Source organism: Amycolatopsis sp. NPDC114503 (assembly GCF_055633655.1).
The window spans coordinates 355,068-373,778 of sequence record NZ_JBVKDT010000003.1 but is presented as its reverse complement, the minus strand read 5'-3'; the positions used below and the strand labels follow the sequence as shown (position 1 = coordinate 373,778).

General features: G+C 68.8%; 14 protein-coding genes and 1 tRNA gene. 7 read left to right on the top strand and 8 right to left on the bottom strand.

The features are described 5' to 3' along the window. Positions 1-638: 638 nt before the first annotated feature. Positions 639-2,747, bottom strand: coding sequence for a hypothetical protein (locus tag ACZ7OI_RS14450; protein ID WP_470264649.1), 2,109 nt, complete (start codon positions 2,745-2,747; stop codon positions 639-641). A 529-nt stretch (positions 2,748-3,276) separates the two neighbouring features. On the opposite strand from ACZ7OI_RS14450, the gene ACZ7OI_RS14445 reads away from it, so the two are divergent. Continuing rightward, positions 3,277-4,206, top strand: a complete 930-nt coding sequence (locus ACZ7OI_RS14445; RefSeq protein ID WP_470264648.1) for a hypothetical protein — start codon at positions 3,277-3,279, stop codon at positions 4,204-4,206. A 1,014-nt stretch (positions 4,207-5,220) separates the two neighbouring features. After that, positions 5,221-5,469, top strand: coding sequence for a tyrosine-type recombinase/integrase (locus ACZ7OI_RS14440; RefSeq protein WP_470264647.1), 249 nt, complete (start codon positions 5,221-5,223; stop codon positions 5,467-5,469). A gap of 136 nt (positions 5,470-5,605) precedes the next feature. Here the strand turns inward: ACZ7OI_RS14440 and ACZ7OI_RS14435 are convergent. From ACZ7OI_RS14435 to ACZ7OI_RS14425, 3 genes are all read right to left on the bottom strand, one after another. Next, positions 5,606-5,679 (bottom strand) — tRNA-Pro (locus ACZ7OI_RS14435). Between the two features lie 248 nt (positions 5,680-5,927). Beyond that, positions 5,928-6,698: an enoyl-CoA hydratase/isomerase family protein gene (locus ACZ7OI_RS14430; protein WP_470264646.1), complete on the bottom strand. Its 771-nt coding sequence runs from the start codon at positions 6,696-6,698 to the stop codon at positions 5,928-5,930. Next, positions 6,695-7,585 carry a PaaX family transcriptional regulator gene (locus ACZ7OI_RS14425; protein ID WP_470264645.1) on the bottom strand — a complete coding sequence of 297 codons (891 nt, stop codon included), beginning with the start codon at positions 7,583-7,585 and terminating at the stop codon, positions 6,695-6,697. Before ACZ7OI_RS14425 ends, ACZ7OI_RS14430 begins: the two co-directional genes overlap by 4 nt. Positions 7,586-7,706: 121 nt before the next feature. Between ACZ7OI_RS14425 and ACZ7OI_RS14420 the strand changes: the two genes are divergently transcribed. Further along, a complete protein-coding gene (locus tag ACZ7OI_RS14420) occupies positions 7,707-9,344 on the top strand; it encodes an ABC-F family ATP-binding cassette domain-containing protein (RefSeq protein ID WP_470264644.1) in 1,638 nt (545 codons plus the stop codon). Positions 9,345-9,419: 75 nt separating this feature from the next. Here ACZ7OI_RS14420 and ACZ7OI_RS14415 read toward each other — a convergent pair whose 3' ends face one another. Further along, positions 9,420-10,367 carry a methionyl-tRNA formyltransferase gene (locus tag ACZ7OI_RS14415; protein ID WP_470264643.1) on the bottom strand — a complete coding sequence of 316 codons (948 nt, stop codon included), beginning with the start codon at positions 10,365-10,367 and terminating at the stop codon, positions 9,420-9,422. 137 nt (positions 10,368-10,504) lie between these two features. Between ACZ7OI_RS14415 and ACZ7OI_RS14410 the strand changes: the two genes are divergently transcribed. Then, on the top strand, positions 10,505-11,842 hold the full coding sequence (locus ACZ7OI_RS14410; RefSeq protein WP_470264642.1) for a lysine N(6)-hydroxylase/L-ornithine N(5)-oxygenase family protein: 1,338 nt from the start codon (positions 10,505-10,507) through the stop codon (positions 11,840-11,842). Positions 11,843-11,865: 23 nt separating this feature from the next. Then, entirely contained in the window at positions 11,866-12,075 is a 210-nt protein-coding gene (locus ACZ7OI_RS14405; protein ID WP_470264641.1) for an MbtH family protein, read from the top strand. A gap of 50 nt (positions 12,076-12,125) precedes the next feature. On the opposite strand, the gene ACZ7OI_RS14400 is transcribed toward ACZ7OI_RS14405, so the two are convergent. The 3 genes from ACZ7OI_RS14400 to ACZ7OI_RS14390 form a co-directional block, all read right to left on the bottom strand. Continuing rightward, positions 12,126-13,886 (bottom strand): ABC transporter ATP-binding protein, encoded by a 1,761-nt coding sequence (locus ACZ7OI_RS14400; protein ID WP_470264640.1) that lies wholly within the window; start codon positions 13,884-13,886, stop codon positions 12,126-12,128. A 424-nt stretch (positions 13,887-14,310) separates the two neighbouring features. Further along, positions 14,311-16,002, bottom strand: a complete 1,692-nt coding sequence (locus ACZ7OI_RS14395; RefSeq protein ID WP_470264639.1) for an ABC transporter ATP-binding protein — start codon at positions 16,000-16,002, stop codon at positions 14,311-14,313. 514 nt (positions 16,003-16,516) lie between these two features. Next, positions 16,517-17,404, bottom strand: coding sequence for a DMT family transporter (locus ACZ7OI_RS14390; protein WP_470264638.1), 888 nt, complete (start codon positions 17,402-17,404; stop codon positions 16,517-16,519). A 43-nt stretch (positions 17,405-17,447) separates the two neighbouring features. Here ACZ7OI_RS14390 and ACZ7OI_RS14385 point away from each other — a divergent pair, with 43 nt between their 5' ends. Further along, complete coding sequence (locus ACZ7OI_RS14385) at positions 17,448-17,948, top strand: mycothiol transferase (protein ID WP_470264637.1); 501 nt, start codon at positions 17,448-17,450, stop codon at positions 17,946-17,948. A 24-nt stretch (positions 17,949-17,972) separates the two neighbouring features. Beyond that, a complete protein-coding gene (locus ACZ7OI_RS14380; RefSeq protein ID WP_470264636.1) occupies positions 17,973-18,683 on the top strand; it encodes an MBL fold metallo-hydrolase in 711 nt (236 codons plus the stop codon). The last annotated feature ends 28 nt before the right edge of the window (positions 18,684-18,711 follow it).

Sequence of the window (18,711 nt, the reverse complement as noted above, 5' to 3'; positions counted from 1 at the left end):
GCGGAGCCGCGTGTCGGCGGTCTTTCGGGCGACGGGGTTCAAGGCTGCTGCGGGCAAGTCGTCGTCACAGTCAAGCGACGCGCCGCCTGTTCGACCGAGCGGCGTTCATCGCCACTGGATCGGCCCAGCGTGTTGGACAGTGGTCCCCAAATGGTCCCCAAGCGGTGTTCCCGCAGCTCATGGACAAGATCAAATCTCGAACACAAAAAAGCCGCCCGACCTGGGCTTTCACCCAAGCCAAGCGGCTTGTTCGTCCGGTCGGGCTGACAGGATTTGAAGCTGCGACCCCTTGACCCCCAGGCACTTAACAGGGTTAAAACACCTGGTCGAGCGGTTCTTCTGCCTGACTATCGGAGACCGCAGGCGTGCGCGAACGTCCGCAGGCGTCCGGGTCCGTTGTCAGGCAGTTCGTCAGGCAGCGACAGGAGGTCGGCGACGAAGATCTCCAGGTTTGCGGCGAAATCATCTACGGCACCACGGTCGGGGCGCGGCACATGTCCATGCACGGGGGCACTGCGCATCGTGTAGCAGCGGTAAAGAACGCGGCCGGCGCTTCGTCCTCGTACGTGCGCGGCTCGACGGCAACGAGCTGTCGCCGTGTCTGCTCACGCCCGTCAGGGGCTTGTGCGCGACTGCGCTCAGGTTTTGCGGACGGCGCCAGTAAAGCCGGCGATGAAGAGGGTGGCGAAGGCCCAGGCGAGGAGTCGGAGTGCCCATCCGATGGTGGTGAGCCATTGGCCGGTGGTGGTGTTGGTGGTGTCGCAGTGGGTGCGGGCGCCGGTGGAGATGAGTGGAGTGCCGAGGTCGAGTCCGACGCCGATGCGTTCGATGAGGGTGCAGTCCGTCGGTGTGGGGTTGGGTGGTGTGTGGATTTGGGCGAGGCCGCCGTGGGCACCAAGGACTGCGGTGATCACGGCGGCGGTGATGAGGGCGGCGAGGAGGCCGAGGAGCGCTCGCCAGGGTTGGTAGCCGTAGCCGAGGGTGAGTCCGGTGATGCGGGCCCAGGTGCGTTCGGTGCGTCCGGTGAGGGCGTGGCGTTGGATTTGGTCGCGGCGTTGCTGGATCAGTACTCGCCGTGCTTCGTGGTCGTGCCCGGCCGCCCGTAGTCCTGCGGCCAGCTGCTGATACGGCTGGGCGGCGTAGGCGGGTGTGGCCTCGCGCAGGAGCCGCAGCCAGGAGTCGGTCGAGATCCCGGCGGGCAGCCCGTTGTAGACCAAGCCGTCGACAGTTAGCCGGGACTGTGCGCTGCTGAGATGCTCCAATCGGCTCGGGGCGAATGCCAGCGTGCCCCCGACCTGAACACCGTTCAGATCGATCGCGGCACCCTTGCCACCACCGGTTACCGAGAACCCTGCGCGCAGGAACACCTCCCCGGAGACTTGCAGCCCATCGGCGTGGAGGGCGGGTCCGGAGTCGTTGCGCAGTGTCGCCCCGCTGCACCCTAGCTGCCCGCCGATGCGGCCGCCGAGCAGTCGGACCGCCCCGAGGCCGCCAGTGCCGGTTGCCGAGAAACCATCACGCAGGAACACATTCCCGTTGGTCTGCAGCCTGTCGGCAGCGAGGGCGGGTCCGGAGTCGTTGCGCAGTGTCGCGCCGACGCAGTCCAGCTGCCCGCCGATGCGGGCGCCGAGCAGCCGGACCGCCCCGTGGTCGCCGGTTCCGGTTGCCGAGAATCCTGCGCGCAGGAACACACTTTCGTTGGTCTGCAGCCTGTCGGCAACGAGGGCGGGTCCGGAGTCGTTGCGCAGTGTCGCCCCGTGGCAGCTCAGTCCGCCGTCGATGCGGGTGCCGAGCAGTCGGACCGCCCCGAGGTCGCCTGCGCCGGTTGCCGAGAAACCATCGTCCAGGAAGACACTTTCGTTGGTCTGCAGCCCATCGGCGTGGAGGGCGGATCCGGAGTCGTTGCGCAGTGTCGCCCCGCTGCACCCTAGCTGCCCGCCGATGCGGCCGCCGAGCAGTCGGACCGCCCCGCTGCCGCCAGTGCCGGTTGCCGAGAAACCATCGCCCAAGAAGACATCCCCGGAGACTTGCAACCCATCGGCGTGGAGGGCGGGTCCGGAGTCGTTGCGCAGTGTCGCGCCGGCGCAGTTCAGTCCGCCGTCGATGCGGGCGCCGAGCAGTCGGACCGCCCCGCGGTCGCCGGTTCCGGTTGCCGAGAATCCTGCGCCCAGGACCACATTCCCGTTGGTCTGCAGCCTGTCGGCAACGAGGGCGGGTCCGGAGTCGTTGCGCAGTGTCGCCCCGCGGCAGCTCAGTTGACCGATTTGAGCGTCGTTCAGACGAACGGCCACACCTGCAATGCGGGCGACCACGTTCGCGTCGTCGAGGGTGAGGCCGCTCGCGACTAGTCCTCCGCCGGAGAGTGGCGTTTCAGTGGGATGTTCAAGCCAGCAGTGCGGCAGAGCGAGGTTGGCGAGATGGCTGCTGTCCGCAGTCATTCCTTCGTCTAGCAGGCAGTTGTTGAGGGTCAGCGAGACGGTGGTGGTGATGTTGTCCAGGTCAACGCGACCGGAGATGCGGACGCCACGCACCTGCAGCCCGTGTGGGTCCGGGTCGGGGGCTAGTCGGCCGCGAAGGATGTCGCGCACGACCCACGCGCGGATCGTGCGCGTCTCTCCCCATGTTCTCATCGCAGCTTCGTCTGCGGGGTTGTCTACGCCGAGGTCGAGACCCTCACCGCTCTCGACGTGCTTGATCAGTTCGCGTTCTAGAGGCGTCAGTGGTTCCGGAGTGTCTGCGGGCGGCATGGCTATGGAGTCGGTAGGCAGGCATACGCGCGTTACTGCCCGGCGAGCGCAGTGGTACCGATGTGGACCGCGAATAGACCGCGAACAGTCGCAGACGGCCGGACAGCCCCGGACACAGCCGGACCAAACAAGTGCGGCCCCTGTCCAGGTTCTGCCTGTTGAGGGGCCATTTTATGCAGGTGCTCGCGAGTGGCCCCAGCGAGATTCGAACTCACACTGGACGGGTTTTGAATCCGGCCAGGAACTGTGCTCCGACCTGCGCCTGAGCGCCCGGCATCGGAAATTCGGGGGCGTATCGGGGGTGGGCGTCGTGGATCAACCCCCGAGCAGCGGTCATCAGCGGCAGACCTGCCGAGCGCACAGCAGGTCTTCGCGCCCGGCTAGATCTGGCGAGACTTCCGGTCTCGGCGGGGCGCTCCGGTTGAGCTGTCGTCGCCCAGTCGGGCAGTAGCATCAGCGACGTGGCAGACAACGAGGGGGAAACGCACGGCCTCCCGGACGAACTGGCGGCGATTCGGCGGCGGGCTTCGTGACCGCGGCGACCGACTGGATATCGGCTGTCTCCACCGCGTTGGCGATGGGGTTTGCCGGAGCGGCGGCCGTATTCACGGCCAAATCGGCCGGCTCGGCGAAGAGGCAGGTCGCTGCCGCAAACGAGCAGGTGAAAATCGCAGAAGCCGCGTCGCAGCGCCAGGAGGAGCGGGCCAGGGCTGCCGAGCAGCGCGCCGACCGAGCCGAGACGAGAGAGCGTGCGCAGAGCGAAGCGGCCGAAGAAAGGTTCCTGAAGGCGCAGCTGGACGCGCGCGCGCCGTACGTCTACATCCGCGCGAGCGGCGGATACAGCGGCAACGGCGAGATCACGCACAACCGCATGGTTGTTGCGGACGCTCCCAGGATCGCGGCACTTTCAAGCGCGGAAAGAGGTCTGGCGGGAGACTTTTCGCAGTCAATCTTCATGGAGCGAGCGTTGGGCGCGGAAACCTTGACCGCGCCAGCGGAAGAGAATTATGTCTTTATCGTTACCGCGACCGTTGAAGTTGTGAACGTATCCGGGTTTCCGGCACGGATAGACATTGTCGACAGCGGCGGGTTCGACGTGTTCCGGCAGTCTGCCGGACTTGACACGATTGTCGCTCCGGGTGAAAAATACCGCATGGTTTTCAGGCGGCTGATCAACGCGGTAGACGTGCATGCGGTCGGACCGAATCCGGGTGTAGCCGATTTTGACAACTCGACACCGCGCGCGAAATTCTGGGTTCGAGACCTCGGGATGAACACCTATGACGTTCACATTCTGACCTTCGACCTGCGGTTCTTCATGAGGGATGGTTCGCGATTGCTGGCATCAGGCATGCCAGCGTACGAGTGGAACCAGACCGCCGAGATTCTGCCGCCGCGAATTTACGAGCGCATTGACGCGGCCAAGAGGGCGGCTCAGCAGGACAATGGTGGAGTGTAATGAATAAGCCGAAAAAGGGGTACCCGGCAAGCTTCGATCATTCCGCGTTCGCGCACTTGCCGGAATACGCGAAAGCGTCGAAAGCGATCGACGTCCTTGCGTGAAGCATGCGTGATCTAATGGGGAGCTGACGCTGGTTCAGTGGCTCGAGCTGGTGCGCGAGATGGCTGCTGCGCTGCCTTACGGCGACGTGTGCCCTGACTGCAGGACGCTTGAGCGCATGACAGCTCCGATGCGTGCTTCCGTGGAGGGAAAGACGCTCAACGGTACCTATGTTTGTGCACGGTGCGGGCTTGAGTGGGCTCGCACTTGGCCGCTGTCTCTGCCGTTCCTGCTGAATCCGTGACCGCTGGCTCGGCGGCTCGGCGTACCGCGCGGACAGTGGTATCGGAGGCATGGCGGACGAGGAACTGGCCGATCGTGTAGCTCGGCTGGAACGGCAGGTGGCGGAGCTGCGGGAGAGCGCTGCCGACGCGGGTGCCGCCCGTCTGCTCGCCGCGGGCGCGGATCGCGCGTCGCCGAGGTCTGCGCGGAGCTGCGGGCTCATACGGGGGTCCTCAACGCGCTGCGCGAAGACCGAATCAGCCTCCGCGAGGAGATGCGGCGTGGGTTCGCGACTGTCGACCGTTCGCTGGGGAAGATCATCGAGCTCCTGAACCCGGAGGACCGCGGCTAGTCGCCTGTGCGCGGCGAGAGCGGCGGCGCAAGCTCTCCCGTGCGCCGGTCCGGGGTGGGTCAGAAGAGACGGAGCTGGTGTTCGTCGCGTCGAGTCCGCTCGGCGAGGGAGTCGCAGCGGCCGCAGGTCACAGGCCCGTCGGTCGGAGCGAGTTGCTGGGGGTTCCAGCCGTTCTGCCCGGCGCCGCAGGCGGGCAGCCACTGGTCGGGCACCCATGCGGTGCACTGTGCCGGACGGGGCCTGGCCATGGAGGTCGTGAGCGTGCCGGGCGGTCCAGTCGGCCAGATCGTTCGGTGTGAGCGGGCCGCGACGGCGGTGCGGCGGCATGCGGCGCTGGAATGTTCGCAGCGGTGGTGTCGAAGCTGGGGTATGACCACCTTCGCCGCCACGACTTGCGGCATACGGGATTGACGTGGATGGCGGACGCCGGTGTTCCAGTGCATCACCTGAGGAAGATCGCGGGGCACGGCTCGCTCACGACGACACAGCGGTACTTGCATCCGGATCGCCAGTCGGTGACAGATGCGGGCGAGCTGCTGACCAAGCATCTGCGATCGCCGCGACCGGCCCGGCTGCATGCGGTCTGAGCGAGCTGAATGGCGGGTGTGGTCCCCAAATGGTCCCCAAGGCTCCCACCGGCGCTCCGCCTCAAGATCAAATCTCCAAAGCAAAAAAGCCGCCCGACCTGGGCTTTCACCCAAGCCAAGCGGCTTGTTCGTCCGGTCGGGCTGACAGGATTTGAACCTGCGACCCCTTGACCCCCAGTCAAGTGCGCTACCAAACTGCGCCACAGCCCGGACTCCTCACTCCCCGAGGAACCCCTCGTGGAGTGCGATGTGACTACTCTAGCGGGTCCCAAAACCGGCTCCGCAACGAGGTCTCCATTACCCCCTGACCTGCGCAAACCCAGGCAAACGAGGCTCCCGACCGCGAGAGGCAAGACGACACCGCCATGATCAACCGCGCCGGAAGCCCCAGCAACACACGGCCGCCAAAAAACCAGCCCTGGCCCCCACACGAGGACCAGGGCTGGAGAGCAACCCGCTCAGCGACCGGTGAACCGAGCCTTCCCCGGCCCCTCGGCCAGGAACGACTTCACCGCACCCCGCAGGTCCTCCGTGTTGTACAGCTCCGCAGCGATAGCCGTCACCTGCGAGTTCGCCTCCGGCACTCCGCCGTGCTCGAAGTGCGCCAGGACCTGCTTAGTCGCGGCATGCGCTCGCGTCGGCCCCTCGGCCAGCTGACGGGTGAACTCCCGCGCAGCCTCGTCGAAACCCTCATCCGGAAGCACCCGGTTCACGACATTCCAGCGTTCGAGCGTGGCTGCGTCAAAAGGAGAACCGGTGAACACGAACTCCTTCGCCCGCGCCACCCCAGCCCGCGCAGCAAGACGCTGCGTCCCACCCATCGTCGGCGTAAGGCCGACCACCTTCTCCACCAAGCCGAACTTCGCGCGCGAAGCAGCCAGCAACAGATCGCAAGCCATCGCGACCTCGAAAGCCCAGGTCAGACAAAGACCGTGCGCGGCGAAAACCGTCGGAAACGGCAGTGCGGCAAGGCGATCCGGGACGGAGAGCATCTCATCGAAGAGCACCTTCGCCTCAGCAGGCGAAGACTGCGCGTCGAACAACGCGACATCGACACCCCCGCTCACGACCCGGCCTTCCGCGCGGATCAGGAGGGCTCGGGCGGGAGTCTCTTCCAGCGACCCGATCGCGTCCAGAAGCGCGTCCTGGAGCGGTTTCGTGTAGAGGTTGAGCGGCGGCTCGTCGATGGTGAGCACGGCGAGCCCGCCGTCGCGTTCCAGCCTCGTCATGCTTGCTCCTCGTTCGCGGTGAGTTCGTCCCAGTACGCCTGCGCGGCCGGCCGCCATTCCACGTGCTTGCGGTGGAACAGTTCCGCCGCCTTGGCTCCGCTCCAGGTCGCGGGCAGCAGTTCGGCCGGCAGTTGCGGGTCGAGGAACGGGAAGCGGCGCCACTCGTGCACCAGTTCGGTCTGCGCGCGCAGGATTGCCTGCGAGCCGGAGGGCGACACGCCGGTGAAGCGGTCGATGAAGTCCTCGTACCGGTCGGTCAGCTCGGACAGGTCCCACGACCGCGCGACCATGCTTTCCTGGTCGCCGATCGCGCCGTACTCCGCGGTGAAGGACATCGCCTGCGCTTCGAGGCCCAGTTCGGCGACGATCTTCTGCGCTTCGGGCTCGCGGCTCGGATCCGGGCTCACCCAGACGCCCGCCACCGGCGAACCGAAGCCGGCCCAGGTGAGACGGGTGCGCAGGCGGTGGCGCAGGTCGCGCTTCGCTTCCGGGACCGAGACGATCAGCATCAGCCAGCGGTTCTCCCAGGCGTGCGCGTCGCGGCCGAAGGCGTATATCCGCTCGGCGCCCTCGGTGAGCAGGCGCCGTCCGGGTGGGGTCAGGGACCAGCGGACGCGGCGGCCGATGCGTTCGGACACCAGCCAGCCCTCGCCCGCGGACCGGGCGAGCGCCTGGCGCGCGGACTTCTCCTCGATGTCGAGCATGCCGAGGGATTCGACCAGCATCGACGTCCACACCGGACGGTCGCGCGGCAGCACGTACTCGCCCAGCACGGTCATCAGCAGCGACCGAGCGCTGGCGTGGCTCACCTCGCGCCGTCTGCTGACGGTCGGCCGGGGAGCCCGCTGCTTCCCCCGGCCGAACGGGACGGGGGCGGGTTCCGCCATCGCTTTTCACCGACCTCACTGCTCTCGTTGGACCCGGCAACCCGCCCAGAGTACCCACTCGGAGTGACGGAGCCGACACGCGGCACGCGGCGCGAAGGACACCCGTAAACTCGGCTCCGATATGAGCGCCACACTCGTCGCGAAGGACCTGGCCGCGGGCCACGGTGACCGCGTTCTCTTCTCCGGTCTCGATCTCGTCGTCGCCCCGGGGGAGGTGATCGGCCTGGTCGGCGTCAACGGCGCCGGCAAGTCCACCTTGCTGCGGACGCTGGCCGGGCTGGCCCGCCCGGAATCCGGCGAGGTCCGGCTGAACCCGCCGACCGCCACCGTCGGGCACCTCCCGCAGGAGCCGGAGCGGCGCGCGGGCGAGTCGGTGCGCGCTTTCCTCGCGCGCCGCACCGGTGTCGCGACCGCGCAAACCGCCCTCGACGCGGCGACCGATGCGCTTACCGCGGGCGCGGACGGCGCCGACGACGCATACGGAACCGCGCTCGACCGGTGGCTCGCGCTCGGCGGCGCCGACCTGGACGACCGCGCCGGCGAGGTCGCTGCGGACCTCGGGCTGGCCGTCGACCTCGACCAGCCGATGGTTTCGCTCTCCGGCGGGCAGGCCGCGCGCGCCGGGCTGGCGTCGCTGCTGCTCAGCCGGTACGACATCTTCCTGCTCGACGAGCCGACGAACGACCTCGACCTCGACGGGCTCGCCCGGCTGGAGCGGTTCGTCACCGGGCTGCGCGCGGGCACCGTGCTGGTGAGCCACGACCGCGAGTTCCTGGCCCGCACGGTCGACCGCGTGGTGGAGCTGGACCTGGCGCAGCAGCAAGTGAAGACGTACGGCGGCGGGTACGAGTCCTATTTGGAGGAACGGGCGGTCGCGCGGCGGCATGCGCGCGAGGACTACGAGGAATATGCCAATACCCGCGCGTCGCTGGAGGCCCGGGCGGGCATGCAGCGCGCGTGGATGGAGAAGGGCGTCAAGAACGCGCGCCGCAAGGCGACCGACAACGACAAGATCGGCCGCAAATTCCGCAGCGAAGCCACCGAGAAACAGGCCTCGAAGGCGCGCCAGACAGACCGGATGATCGAGCGGCTCGACGTTGTCGAGGAGCCCCGCAAGGAGTGGGAGCTGCGGATGGAGATCGCGGCCGCTCCGCGCGCGGGCGCGGTGGTCGCGACGCTGCGGGGCGCGGTCGTGCGGCGCGGCGAGTTCACGCTCGGGCCGGTGGATCTGCAGATCGATTGGGCGGACAAGGTCGCCATCACCGGCGCGAACGGCGCGGGCAAGTCCACGCTGCTGGCGGCGTTGCTCGGCCGGTTGCCGCTGGACGAAGGCAATGCCGCGCTCGGGCCGGGCGTGGTGGTCGGCGAGGTCGACCAGGCCCGCCGGTTGTTCCTCGGCGATCTTCCGCTGGCGGACGCGTTCGCGCGGGAGGTTCCGGCGCTCGCCGACGCGGACGTCCGTACCCTGCTGGCGAAATTCGGGCTCAAGGCCGCGCATGTGCTGCGTCCGGCAGCGACGCTTTCACCTGGCGAGCGCACCCGGGCGGCGTTGGCCTTGCTGCAGGCGCGCGGGGTCAACCTGCTGGTGCTGGACGAGCCGACCAACCATCTGGACCTGCCCGCGATCGAACAGCTCGAGTCCGCTTTGGACGATTACCCCGGGACGCTGCTGCTGGTGACGCACGATCGCCGGATGCTGGACGCGGTTTCGGTGACGCGGCGGCTGGAAGTCGACGGGGGCAAGGTTTCCGAGCGTTAGCTGTCGCTCGCGAAGCTCGTACTGCGCTGATCGACGGCGGCCCGCTCATGGCGGACAGCCGTCGATCAACGCCGCCTACGGACGATCGGTGAGATACCCGCCCATAGTCGTGAAGTACTCCGCCGCCGAAAGCTCCCGGTCGTCCGCCGTGCGGACGCGTTCGATCCGCAGCCCCGGCGACTGACCCCGCCGAGCCTCCCGTCCGGCGACGATCACCACGCCCTCGCCTTCGCGGATGAAGATGCGGCCGGGAGTCCCGCCGTAGCGACCGTCCGAAACCGACGCGCGCACGATGCGCAGTTGCTCGCCGCGGTGGTAGGCGAAGGCGTTGGGATACGGGTCGGATTGGGCGCGCACCAGGCGGTCCAGTTCCTCGGCCGACCACGTCCAGTCGATGAGGCTGTCGCGCGGCGCTCGCTTGTGGAAGAAGCTCGCCTTCGTCCGGTCCTGTGCGATGGGGACGACCGTGCCGGAGCCGATCAGGCCCAGCGCTTCGGTCACGAGCGGTTCGATGAGGTCCACGGTGCGGTGGAACAGATCCGTGGCGGTGTCGCGCGGGCCGACCGGGACGGCGCGCTGGGCCACGATGTCGCCCGCGTCGAGTTCGTCGTTCATCATGTGCGCGGTGACGCCGACCTCCGGCTCGCCGTTGATCAGCGCCCAGATGATGGGGGAGAAGCCGGCGTAGGCGGGCAGCAGCGAATCGTGCACGTTGAGCGTGCCGTTGCGGGGCAGGGCGAAGATTTCCGGCGGCAGCCAGGTGCGCCAGTTGTTCGCGACGATCAGGTCCAGGTCCGCGGCCTTCAGTTCGTCGAGCAGTTCGGCGTCGTCCGGGCGGGTGCGCAGCAGGGTGCGGATCCCGTGCTGCTGCGCCAGTTCGGCGACCGAATCGCTCCAGATCCGTTCGTAGGCGTGGTCGCTCGGCGGGTGGGTGACCACCAGCCGCACGTCCTGGCCTGCGTCGAGGAGGGCTTTCAGGGTGCGGTGTCCCCAGGTCTGGTAGCCGAACATGGCCACGCGCATCGGCGGTGCACCTTTCGTGGTCGGGACGAACATCACCCAGACAGTACTAGTTGAGGCTTACCTAAGTTAGGTTAGGGTTTCTTGAGCATTGGTCAGTCGAGAACGGTGATGCGGCAGTGCCGCGCTAGGGGACTTTCATGTCACGAGCAGGGGTCGAGGACAGCCAGGTGCCGGTATACGACGTGGTCGGAGTCGGGTTCGGGCCGTCCAACCTCGCGCTCGCGATCGCCCTCGCCGAGCACAACGCGGGCTCGGGGGAGACGGTCACGGCGCACTTCCTGGAGCGCCAGCCCCGCTTCGGCTGGCATCGCGGGATGCTGATCGACACCGCGACCATGCAGGTGTCGTTCCTCAAGGACCTGGTGACGATGCGGAACCCGGCGAGCGCGCTCACCTTCCTGAGCTACCTGCACGAGAAGGGGCGGCTGGTCGATTTCATCAACCACAAGACCCTGTTCCCGCTGCGCGTCGAGTTCCACGACTACTTCGAATGGGCCGCAGCGAAGGTCGACGACCTGGTGTCCTACGGCAGCGAGGTCGTCTCGGTCGAACCGGTGCGCGACGGCGACGAGATCGCGTTCTTCGACGTGCGTGCCGAGGTGGACGGCGAGATCACCGAGCTGCGGGCGCGGAATCTGGTGCTGGGAACAGGATTGCGGGCGAAGCTGCCGGACGGTGTCGTCGCCGGGGAGCGGATCTGGCACAACAGCGAACTGCTGCACCGCGTCGAATCGTTGCGCGGCACGGACGCGCGCCGGTTCGTGGTGATCGGCGCCGGTCAGAGCGCGGCCGAGGTCGCCGCCTTGCTGCACGACGAATTCCCGCGCGCCGAGGTCTGCGCGGTGTTCGCCCGCTACGGTTACAGCCCAGCCGACGACAGTGCGTTCGCCAACCGGATTTTCGACCCCGAGGCAGTCGATTCCTTCTATGCGGCAAGCGAACCGGTCAAGGAGCGCTTGATGGGATACCACGGCGCGACGAACTACTCGGCGGTCGACCTGGACCTCATCGACGAGCTGTATCGGCGGCGGTACCAGGAGAAAGTGCTCGGCGTGGAACGGTTGCGGCTGTTCAACGTTTCGCGTCCGGTCGAGGTTGCCGACCAAGGTACGCACGTGCGCGCGACTGTCGAATCGCTGGCGACCGGCGAACGTTCGGTGCTGGACGCCGACGCCGTCATCTACGCGACCGGCTACCTGCCCGCCGACCCGACGCCGTTGCTCGGTGGCTTGGCGGGCCAATGCCGCCGGGACGACGAAGGCCGGTTGAAGGTCGAACGCGACTACCGGATCACCACTGATCCCGTTGTGCGCGGCGGCCTCTACCTGCAGGGCGGCACCGAACATACGCACGGCATCACGTCGTCGCTGCTGTCGAACACGGCCGTGCGGGTCGGGGAGATCCTGCAGTCCATTGTGGACCGGCGGGCGGCCGAGGCCGACCCGGTGGAGTACGCGGTAAGCGGGATTCGCTGAGCGAGCAGGGAAAGGACCGAGCTATGACGAATCCGTTCGAAAACCCCGATGGCGTTTACCGGGTGCTCGTGAACGACGAGGGCCAGCACAGCCTGTGGCCGGATTTCGCGCCCGTGCCGGACGGCTGGCGGACCACCTTCGGTCCGGATGCGCGGCAGGCCTGCCTGGACCATATTGAGCGAACCTGGACCGATCTGCGCCCGCTCTCGCTTCTCGCCTCCGACGAGTCCTGATGTCCGTGAGGGGAACCCTGATTCCCTCAAGGTTCCCCTCACGGAGCGCTTCAGTCCGTGGTGCGCAGGCCGGACCAGGCGGTCCAGAGCGTCGCATACCGGCCGCCAGCGGCGACCAGTTCGTCGTGCGTCCCCGATTCGACGACCGCGCCGGCGTCCAGGACGACAATGCGGTCTGAAGCGGCTGCCTGGGTCAGGCGGTGCGCCACGATCAGACCGGTACGGCCTTCGAGCGCCGCAGCTGCGGCGGACTCGAGCGTTTTCGCGCCCGCGCTGCCCGCCTCGGCCGTTGCCTCGTCGAGGATCGCCACCGGTGGGTCGGCGAGTACGAGCCGGACCAGCGCCAGTTGCTGAGCCTGGGTGACGGTCAGTCGATGCCCGCCCTCGCCGACGACCGTCGCGAGTCCCTCTGGCAATGCCTCGACCCACTCGGCTGCGCCGAGTTTGGCAAGTGCAGCCCGGAGATCGTCGTCGCTGGCTTCGGGTGCGGCGAGGCGGAGATCGTCGGCCAAGGGGCCGCTGAAGACGTGCACTTCCTGGCTGATCAACGCCACCGCGCGACGGGTCGCGGCCGGGCCGAGTTGATCGAGCGGAACGCCTCCGATCGACACTGTGCCAGTGCTCGCCTGGTGGATTCCGGCGATCAGCTTGGCCAGCGTCGTCTTCCCGGCCCCGCTCGCCCCGACCAGCGCGACCCGCTCTCCGGGGGCGACTTCGAGGTCGACGTCGCGCAGTACCGGATGGTCGTCCGCATAGGAGTGTCCAATGCCGACTGCCTTCACCGACGCGTCGACCGGACGCCCCACCCGGGTCGGTTCGGCCGGTGAAGGCAGATCCGCCACGCCGATCAGCCGGGACAGGCTCGCGGTCGCTGCCTGTGCGTCGTCTACCAGTGCGAGTGCGGTGTTGATCGGCCCGAAGAGGCTGTGGAAGTACAACGCGGCGGCCGTCGCGACACCGACTGTCGCGAGATTCGCTCCCACCAAAAGAAAACCGGCTGCGAGTACCGCCGACAGCCCGACGAACTCGGCGAGATTCAGCCGTCCGTAGAACCGGGTGGCGAGGCGGACACCGCGCAGAGCGAGTTTCACTGCGCCGTTGGACCGTTCGCGGACCTGGTCGACGTGCGCGTCCGCGAGGCGGAACGCGCGGACCGTCTTGGCTCCGCCGATGGTGTCGAGAAGTTGTTGCTGCTGAGCTCCGACGGCGGTTCGCTGGGCGGCGTACAGCGGCGTCGCGCGGCGGACGTACCAGCGGACGGTGTGCAGTTGGATCGGGACAGCCAGCAGGGCCGCGGCGAGGAAGCGCCAGTCGAGGATCGCCATCGCGACCAGGGTGAGGACGATCGTCAGCACCGAGCGGGCCAGCGCGGGCAGTGCTTGGCGGACTGCTTCGGCGACGACCGAGACGTCGTTGGTGACGCGGGTGGTGAGGTCGCCGGAACCGGCCTTTTCGACCTGTTCGAGCGGGAGGCCGAGCGCACGGTCGACGAACCGTTCGCGCAGGTCGGCGAGCATGGTTTCGCCGAGCCGGGCGAGCATGGAGACGCCGATGGCGGTGGCGATCGCGGACGTCACGGCGACCAGGACCAGCCCGGCCACCGGGTACGCGAGCGCGGATGCGGGCTGGCGGGTGGCGACGAGGTCGACGACCCGGCCGAGCAGGGGAGCGGTGAGCAGTCCGATCGCGGTCGCGCCGACCACGAAGGCGAAGGAGCCGGCGGTGCGGCCTTTCGCTTGCCGCAGCAGGTCGAGGAGGACGGCGCGGATGCGTGGTCCGGTGGCGACGGGGAGGAGTTGGCGTTCGGTCATAAGGGGGCCGCTGTTCGGTGGGCTGTTTCGGCGGGGACGAGGTTGGCGTGGCTGCTGTCGGCGGTGGGGAGGGGTTCGTGTTCGGTCATGAGGGGACTGTCGTTCGGTAGGGCGATTCGGCGGCGATTAGTTCGGTGTGGCTGCGTTCGGCGATGGGCCGGGGTTCGCGTTCGGTCACGTGAGCACTGCCGATCGGTGGGCTGCTATGGCGGGGACCAGGTTGGCGTGGCTGTGTTCGGCGACGGGGAGAGGCGCGCGTTCGGTCATGCGAGGATCGCCGTTCGGCGGGCCGTCTCGGCGGGGACGAGTTCGGCGAGCGGCAGGGGTTCGTGCACGCTCATGAGAGGACCGCTGTTCGTAGACAGCCTTGGCGTGGGCGAGTTCGGCGTGGCTGCCGTCGGCGAGGGGAGGAGTTGGCGTTCGATCACGACAACACCGCTGCTCGGTAGGCGGCCTCGGCGCGGACCAGTTCGGCGTGGCTGCCTTCGGCGACGACCCGGCCGTCTTCGATCAGGACGACCCGGTCGGTCGCGGCGAGCAGGGCCGGGCTGGTGGTGACCACGATGGTGGTGCGGTTTCGGCGAAGGTCCGCGACTCCGGTGGCGATGCGGGCTTCGGTGACGGTGTCGACGGCGGTGGTCGGGTCGTGCAGGACCAGGACCGGAGCCTCGGTGGCGAGCGCCCGGGCCAAGGCGACGCGTTGTCGTTGCCCGCCGGACAGCGATCGGCCGCGTTCGGTGATCGTCGTGGCGGTGCCGGACGGGAGAGTCGCGGCGACCTCGTCGGCGGCTGAGGCGGTGAGCACTCCGTCGGGGATGGCGGGCATTCCTCCGCGGACGTTGTCTTCGACGGTTCCCTCGAACAGATCGGTGTCGTGCGCGGCGACGAGGACGACGTCACGGAGCCGGTCGGGGTCCACAGTGGACAGGTCTGCCGCGTCGATGCGGACGGTTCCGCTGGTGGGGTCGGCGAAGCGGCCTAGGCAGTCGAGGAGATCGGTGGCTGTGGCGGGGTCGGTGGTGACGATGCCGAGCAATTCGCCGGGTGGGACGGTGAGGTCGAGTTCGCGGAGTTTTCCGTGCGATACGGCGGAAAACGTCACGGTGCCGCGAGCCGGGGCGGGCAGGTCGGCGGTTCCGTCCGGGACGGCCGGCGGTGCGCTGAGCACCGCGGCGACTCGGCCGGCGGAGGCGCGGCCTTGGGCGAGCTGGCCGTTGACCCAGGCGAAGATGGCGAACGGCGTCTGCAGGAACTGGGCCAGCCCGACCGCGGCGACCAGGTCGCCGACCGAAATCTCGCCGTTCGCCGCCAGCGAGCCGCCGACGAGTGCGACGATCGCGATGAAGATCCCGGTGAGCGCGAGCAGCGCGCCGTTGTGCCACGCCTGGGCGCGCGCCGCGCGGATGGTCGCTTGCAGGGAATTCCGGCTGGTGCGCCGATAGCGTGCCGTCGCCGCCGGTTCCGCGCCGATGCCCTTCAGCACGCGGAGCCCGTTGACGAGATCGGCGGCGACGCCCGAGGCGTGCGCGGCGCGTTCCTGTTCCAGTTCGCTGCGCTTCTCGAGCGGTTTGCCGATGAGGTGGGCGAGGAAGAGCAGCGGCGGCGTGCCGAGGAGGACGAGCAGCCCGAGCGGCACCGACATCCGGAGGAGCGCGACCGCGCTCACGACCAGCCCGGCGAGCGCCGCGATGCCGAACGGAAGGACCGCGTTGATCATCCCGACGCGGCGGGCGTCCGAGGTCCCGACGCTCACCAATTCCCCGGCGAGCGAGCCGGTTTCCGCGCCGCCGCGAGGGTGCAGGACCCGGCGGCTGACGGCGAGCCGGATCTCGTGCGCGGCCCGTTCGGAGGCGCGCTCGGCGGCTCGTGCGCCGAAGCGGTAGCTGTAGGAGAGGACGAGGAAGACGACGGCGAGTACGGCCAGCCAGCCGAGGAGGGTGAGTGCCGAACTGTCGCTGACGGCGCGGTCCAGCACGACGCCGATCACTACTGGGACGAGTGCTTCGCCGCCTTGGTGGCCTGCGGCGAGGACGGAGGCGGCGAGGACGGATTTCCGTTGGCCGGTGACGACGTTGCGGAGGACGTTGCGGCCGGTGGTGGGTGGGGTGGTGGTCACCTGGGCCTCCGCGTGGGGCGAGTGGCGGCGAGAGCGGGTTGCCGGGTGGTCGCGCGGGGCGGCGTGTGTTTTCCGGTGGTGGGTGCCGGGACGAGTGTTTGGCCGCTTAAGCGGAGTGTGGAGAGGAGGGGTTTCTGTTGGTCGGTGACGGCGCCGTGCGGGAGGGTGGTGGGTGCCGTTGCCGGGACGAGCGCCTCGCTGCTTTGGTGGCCTGCGGCGAGGATGAACGTCTGTCGGCCGATGTTGGCGCTGCGGAGGACCTCGCAGTCGGTCGTAGCTGGGGCCGGTGCCTCCGCGCGAGGTGGGCGGAGGTCGGGCGGCTGGTGGCGGGGGCTGGTTTCCGTTGCCCGGTCGCGCCGGGTGGCGGCGTTCGCGCCGGTCGTGGGTGCAGTCGTGGTCACCAGCGCCTCCGTTCGTGCGGGCGAGGCTGGTCCGTTCGCCGATTGCTCCCGTTTGTCCCGCCAGATACAAAGGCTAGCCTAACCTTCGCGGCGCGGGTCGGCGGGAACCGGGCCTACCGGTGGGCGTCGTGGCCGGCGGGCTCGGCCTCTGGCGGCTGCTCTTCAGCTGAAGCGGCTGGTTCGGGCTCGCCGAAGCGGGCCAGCGCCAGCGCGGCGGCTACCGCGAGGACGAACCCGATCAGCGCGACGACCGCGAACCCCGGCCGGGTTCGGTCGCCTAGCAGGACGACGCCGATCAGCGACGGCATGACTGTTTCGCCGAGCACCATCATCGCGGTGGCGGTGGTCACGCTGCCGCGTTGCAGGGCGGTGGCGAAGAACAGCATGGCCAGCGCACCCGCGACGGCGACGACGTACAGGGCGGGATCGCGCAACAGGTCCAGTGGCGCGAGGCTGGGGATGACCCGTCCGGCCACTGCGACGAGGCCGAAGCACAGTCCGGCGACCAGCCCGAGCCCGGCAGTGCGGACGCGGTCGCCAGCGCGGCCGACGAGGAGTCCGGCGATCCCGAGCACGACTGCGGAACCGGCCAGGGTGAGGCGGAAGCCCAGGCCGACCTCGCTGGAGCCTTCGCTTTCTGCCGAAGAACCGAGCAGCGCGAGACCGGCGCATACGACGCCGACGGCGGTCCATTCGCGTGCCCCGAGCCGGACGCCGAACACCCGCACCGCGACGGCTGTCACCGCGAGGCTCGCGGCTTGCGTGGCTTGCACGAGAAACAGCGGCAGGACGTGCAGGGCGGCGATCTGGGCGACGAAACCGACGCCGTCGAGCACCAGGCCGACGACGAACTTCCACTGCCGCAGCACTCGCAGCAGCAGGCGCGGGTCGACCCCGGCACCGCCCTCGTCGGGCGCGGCCTTCGCGGCCACCGCCTGCATGACCGAAGCGACGCCGTAGGCCACCGCGGACAGCAGCGCGCACAGAAATCCCCACACCATGACGCCGAGGGTATTCCTCTCCGGTGCCAGTAGAGTCGGGGCCATGGCGGAGGTAGCACGCGTCTGGCCGGATCCGCTCGACGGCGACGAGTTGACCGTGCAGACGCGGTTCCTGGACTTCCTCCGGGCGACCGCGGTGCGGAAGGTCGCCGGGCTGACCCGGGAGCAGGCGGCCGCGACGCCGTTGCCGAGTTCGCCGCGGACCAGCGCGCTCGGCGTGCTCAAGCACCTGACCGCGGTCGAGCGGTGGTGGCTGGTGATCGAGGCTGGCGGGTCCGACGAGCCTTCGCTGTGGCCGGGGTCGCCGGATCCGAGCTGGGATTTGACGCCCGAGGACGACGTCGCCGGGGTCGTCGCGGCTTATCGCGCGGAGCGGGAACGGGCGGCAGCGGCGCTGGACGGGCTGACGCCGGAGGACCGGACGCGTCGGTCCGGGGACTTCACCGTCCGCTGGGTGCTGGCGCACGTCGTGCAGGAGACCGCGCGGCACGTCGGGCATCTCGACGCGCTGCGGGAACTCGCCGACGGCTCCGTGGGGGAATGAGCGGCGACCGTTAGGCTGCGGGGCATGGCAGACCAGCTCTACTTCCGCCAACTGCTCGCCGGCCGCGACTTCGCCGTCGGGGACCCCGTCGCGACCCAGATGGTGAATTTCGCTTACCTGATCGGAGACCGCGAAGCGGGCGAGGCGGTGCTGGTCGACCCGGCGTACGCGGTGGGCGACCTGGTCGAGACGCTGGAGTCCGACGGGATGCGGCTGACCGGCGTGCTCGCCACGCACCATCACCCCGACCACGTCGGCGGCGACATGATGGGCTTCTCGCTGCCGGGCATCGCGGAACTCCTCGCGCTGCGGCCGGTGCCGATCCACGTCAACGCTCAGGAAAGCGAATGGGTGCGCCGGGTGACCGGCGTTTCGGACACCGACCTGCGCGCTCACGAGCACGACGACGTCGTGACGGTCGGCTCGATCGACATCCGGCTGCTCCACACGCCGGGGCACACGCCGGGAAGCCAGTGCTTCCTGGTCGGCGACCGGCTGGTTTCCGGGGACACGCTGTTCCTGGAGGGCTGCGGCCGGACCGATTTCCCGGGCGGCGACGCGGACGCGATTTTCCGCAGCCTGCAATGGCTGGCGACGCTTCCGGGGGATCCGGTGGTGTATCCGGGACACCAGTATTCGCCGGAGTCTTCGGCGTCGCTGTCGCGGGTGAAGGGGACGAATTTCGTGTTCCGGCCTCGGTCGCTGGAGGAGTGGCGGCTGATGTTCGGCGGCTGAGCCGGATTTCTGTCCGAGCCGCTGGCAG

Excerpts from the sequence above, each read along its gene's own strand:
- ACZ7OI_RS14425 (WP_470264645.1), bottom strand. The coding sequence starts at position 7,585 with ATGGCGGAACCCGCCCCCGTCCCGTTCGGCCGGGGGAAGCAGCGGGCT.
- ACZ7OI_RS14390 (WP_470264638.1), bottom strand. The coding sequence starts at position 17,404 with ATGGTGTGGGGATTTCTGTGCGCGCTGCTGTCCGCGGTGGCCTACGGC.
- ACZ7OI_RS14440 (WP_470264647.1), top strand. The coding sequence starts at position 5,221 with ATGTTCGCAGCGGTGGTGTCGAAGCTGGGGTATGACCACCTTCGCCGC.
- ACZ7OI_RS14420 (WP_470264644.1), top strand. The coding sequence starts at position 7,707 with ATGAGCGCCACACTCGTCGCGAAGGACCTGGCCGCGGGCCACGGTGAC.
- ACZ7OI_RS14405 (WP_470264641.1), top strand. The coding sequence starts at position 11,866 with ATGACGAATCCGTTCGAAAACCCCGATGGCGTTTACCGGGTGCTCGTG.
- ACZ7OI_RS14410 (WP_470264642.1), top strand. The coding sequence starts at position 10,505 with ATGTCACGAGCAGGGGTCGAGGACAGCCAGGTGCCGGTATACGACGTG.
- ACZ7OI_RS14450 (WP_470264649.1), bottom strand. The coding sequence starts at position 2,747 with ATGCCGCCCGCAGACACTCCGGAACCACTGACGCCTCTAGAACGCGAA.
- ACZ7OI_RS14380 (WP_470264636.1), top strand. The coding sequence starts at position 17,973 with ATGGCAGACCAGCTCTACTTCCGCCAACTGCTCGCCGGCCGCGACTTC.
- ACZ7OI_RS14430 (WP_470264646.1), bottom strand. The coding sequence starts at position 6,698 with ATGACGAGGCTGGAACGCGACGGCGGGCTCGCCGTGCTCACCATCGAC.
- ACZ7OI_RS14400 (WP_470264640.1), bottom strand. The coding sequence starts at position 13,886 with ATGACCGAACGCCAACTCCTCCCCGTCGCCACCGGACCACGCATCCGC.
- ACZ7OI_RS14415 (WP_470264643.1), bottom strand. The coding sequence starts at position 10,367 with ATGCGCGTGGCCATGTTCGGCTACCAGACCTGGGGACACCGCACCCTG.
- ACZ7OI_RS14385 (WP_470264637.1), top strand. The coding sequence starts at position 17,448 with ATGGCGGAGGTAGCACGCGTCTGGCCGGATCCGCTCGACGGCGACGAG.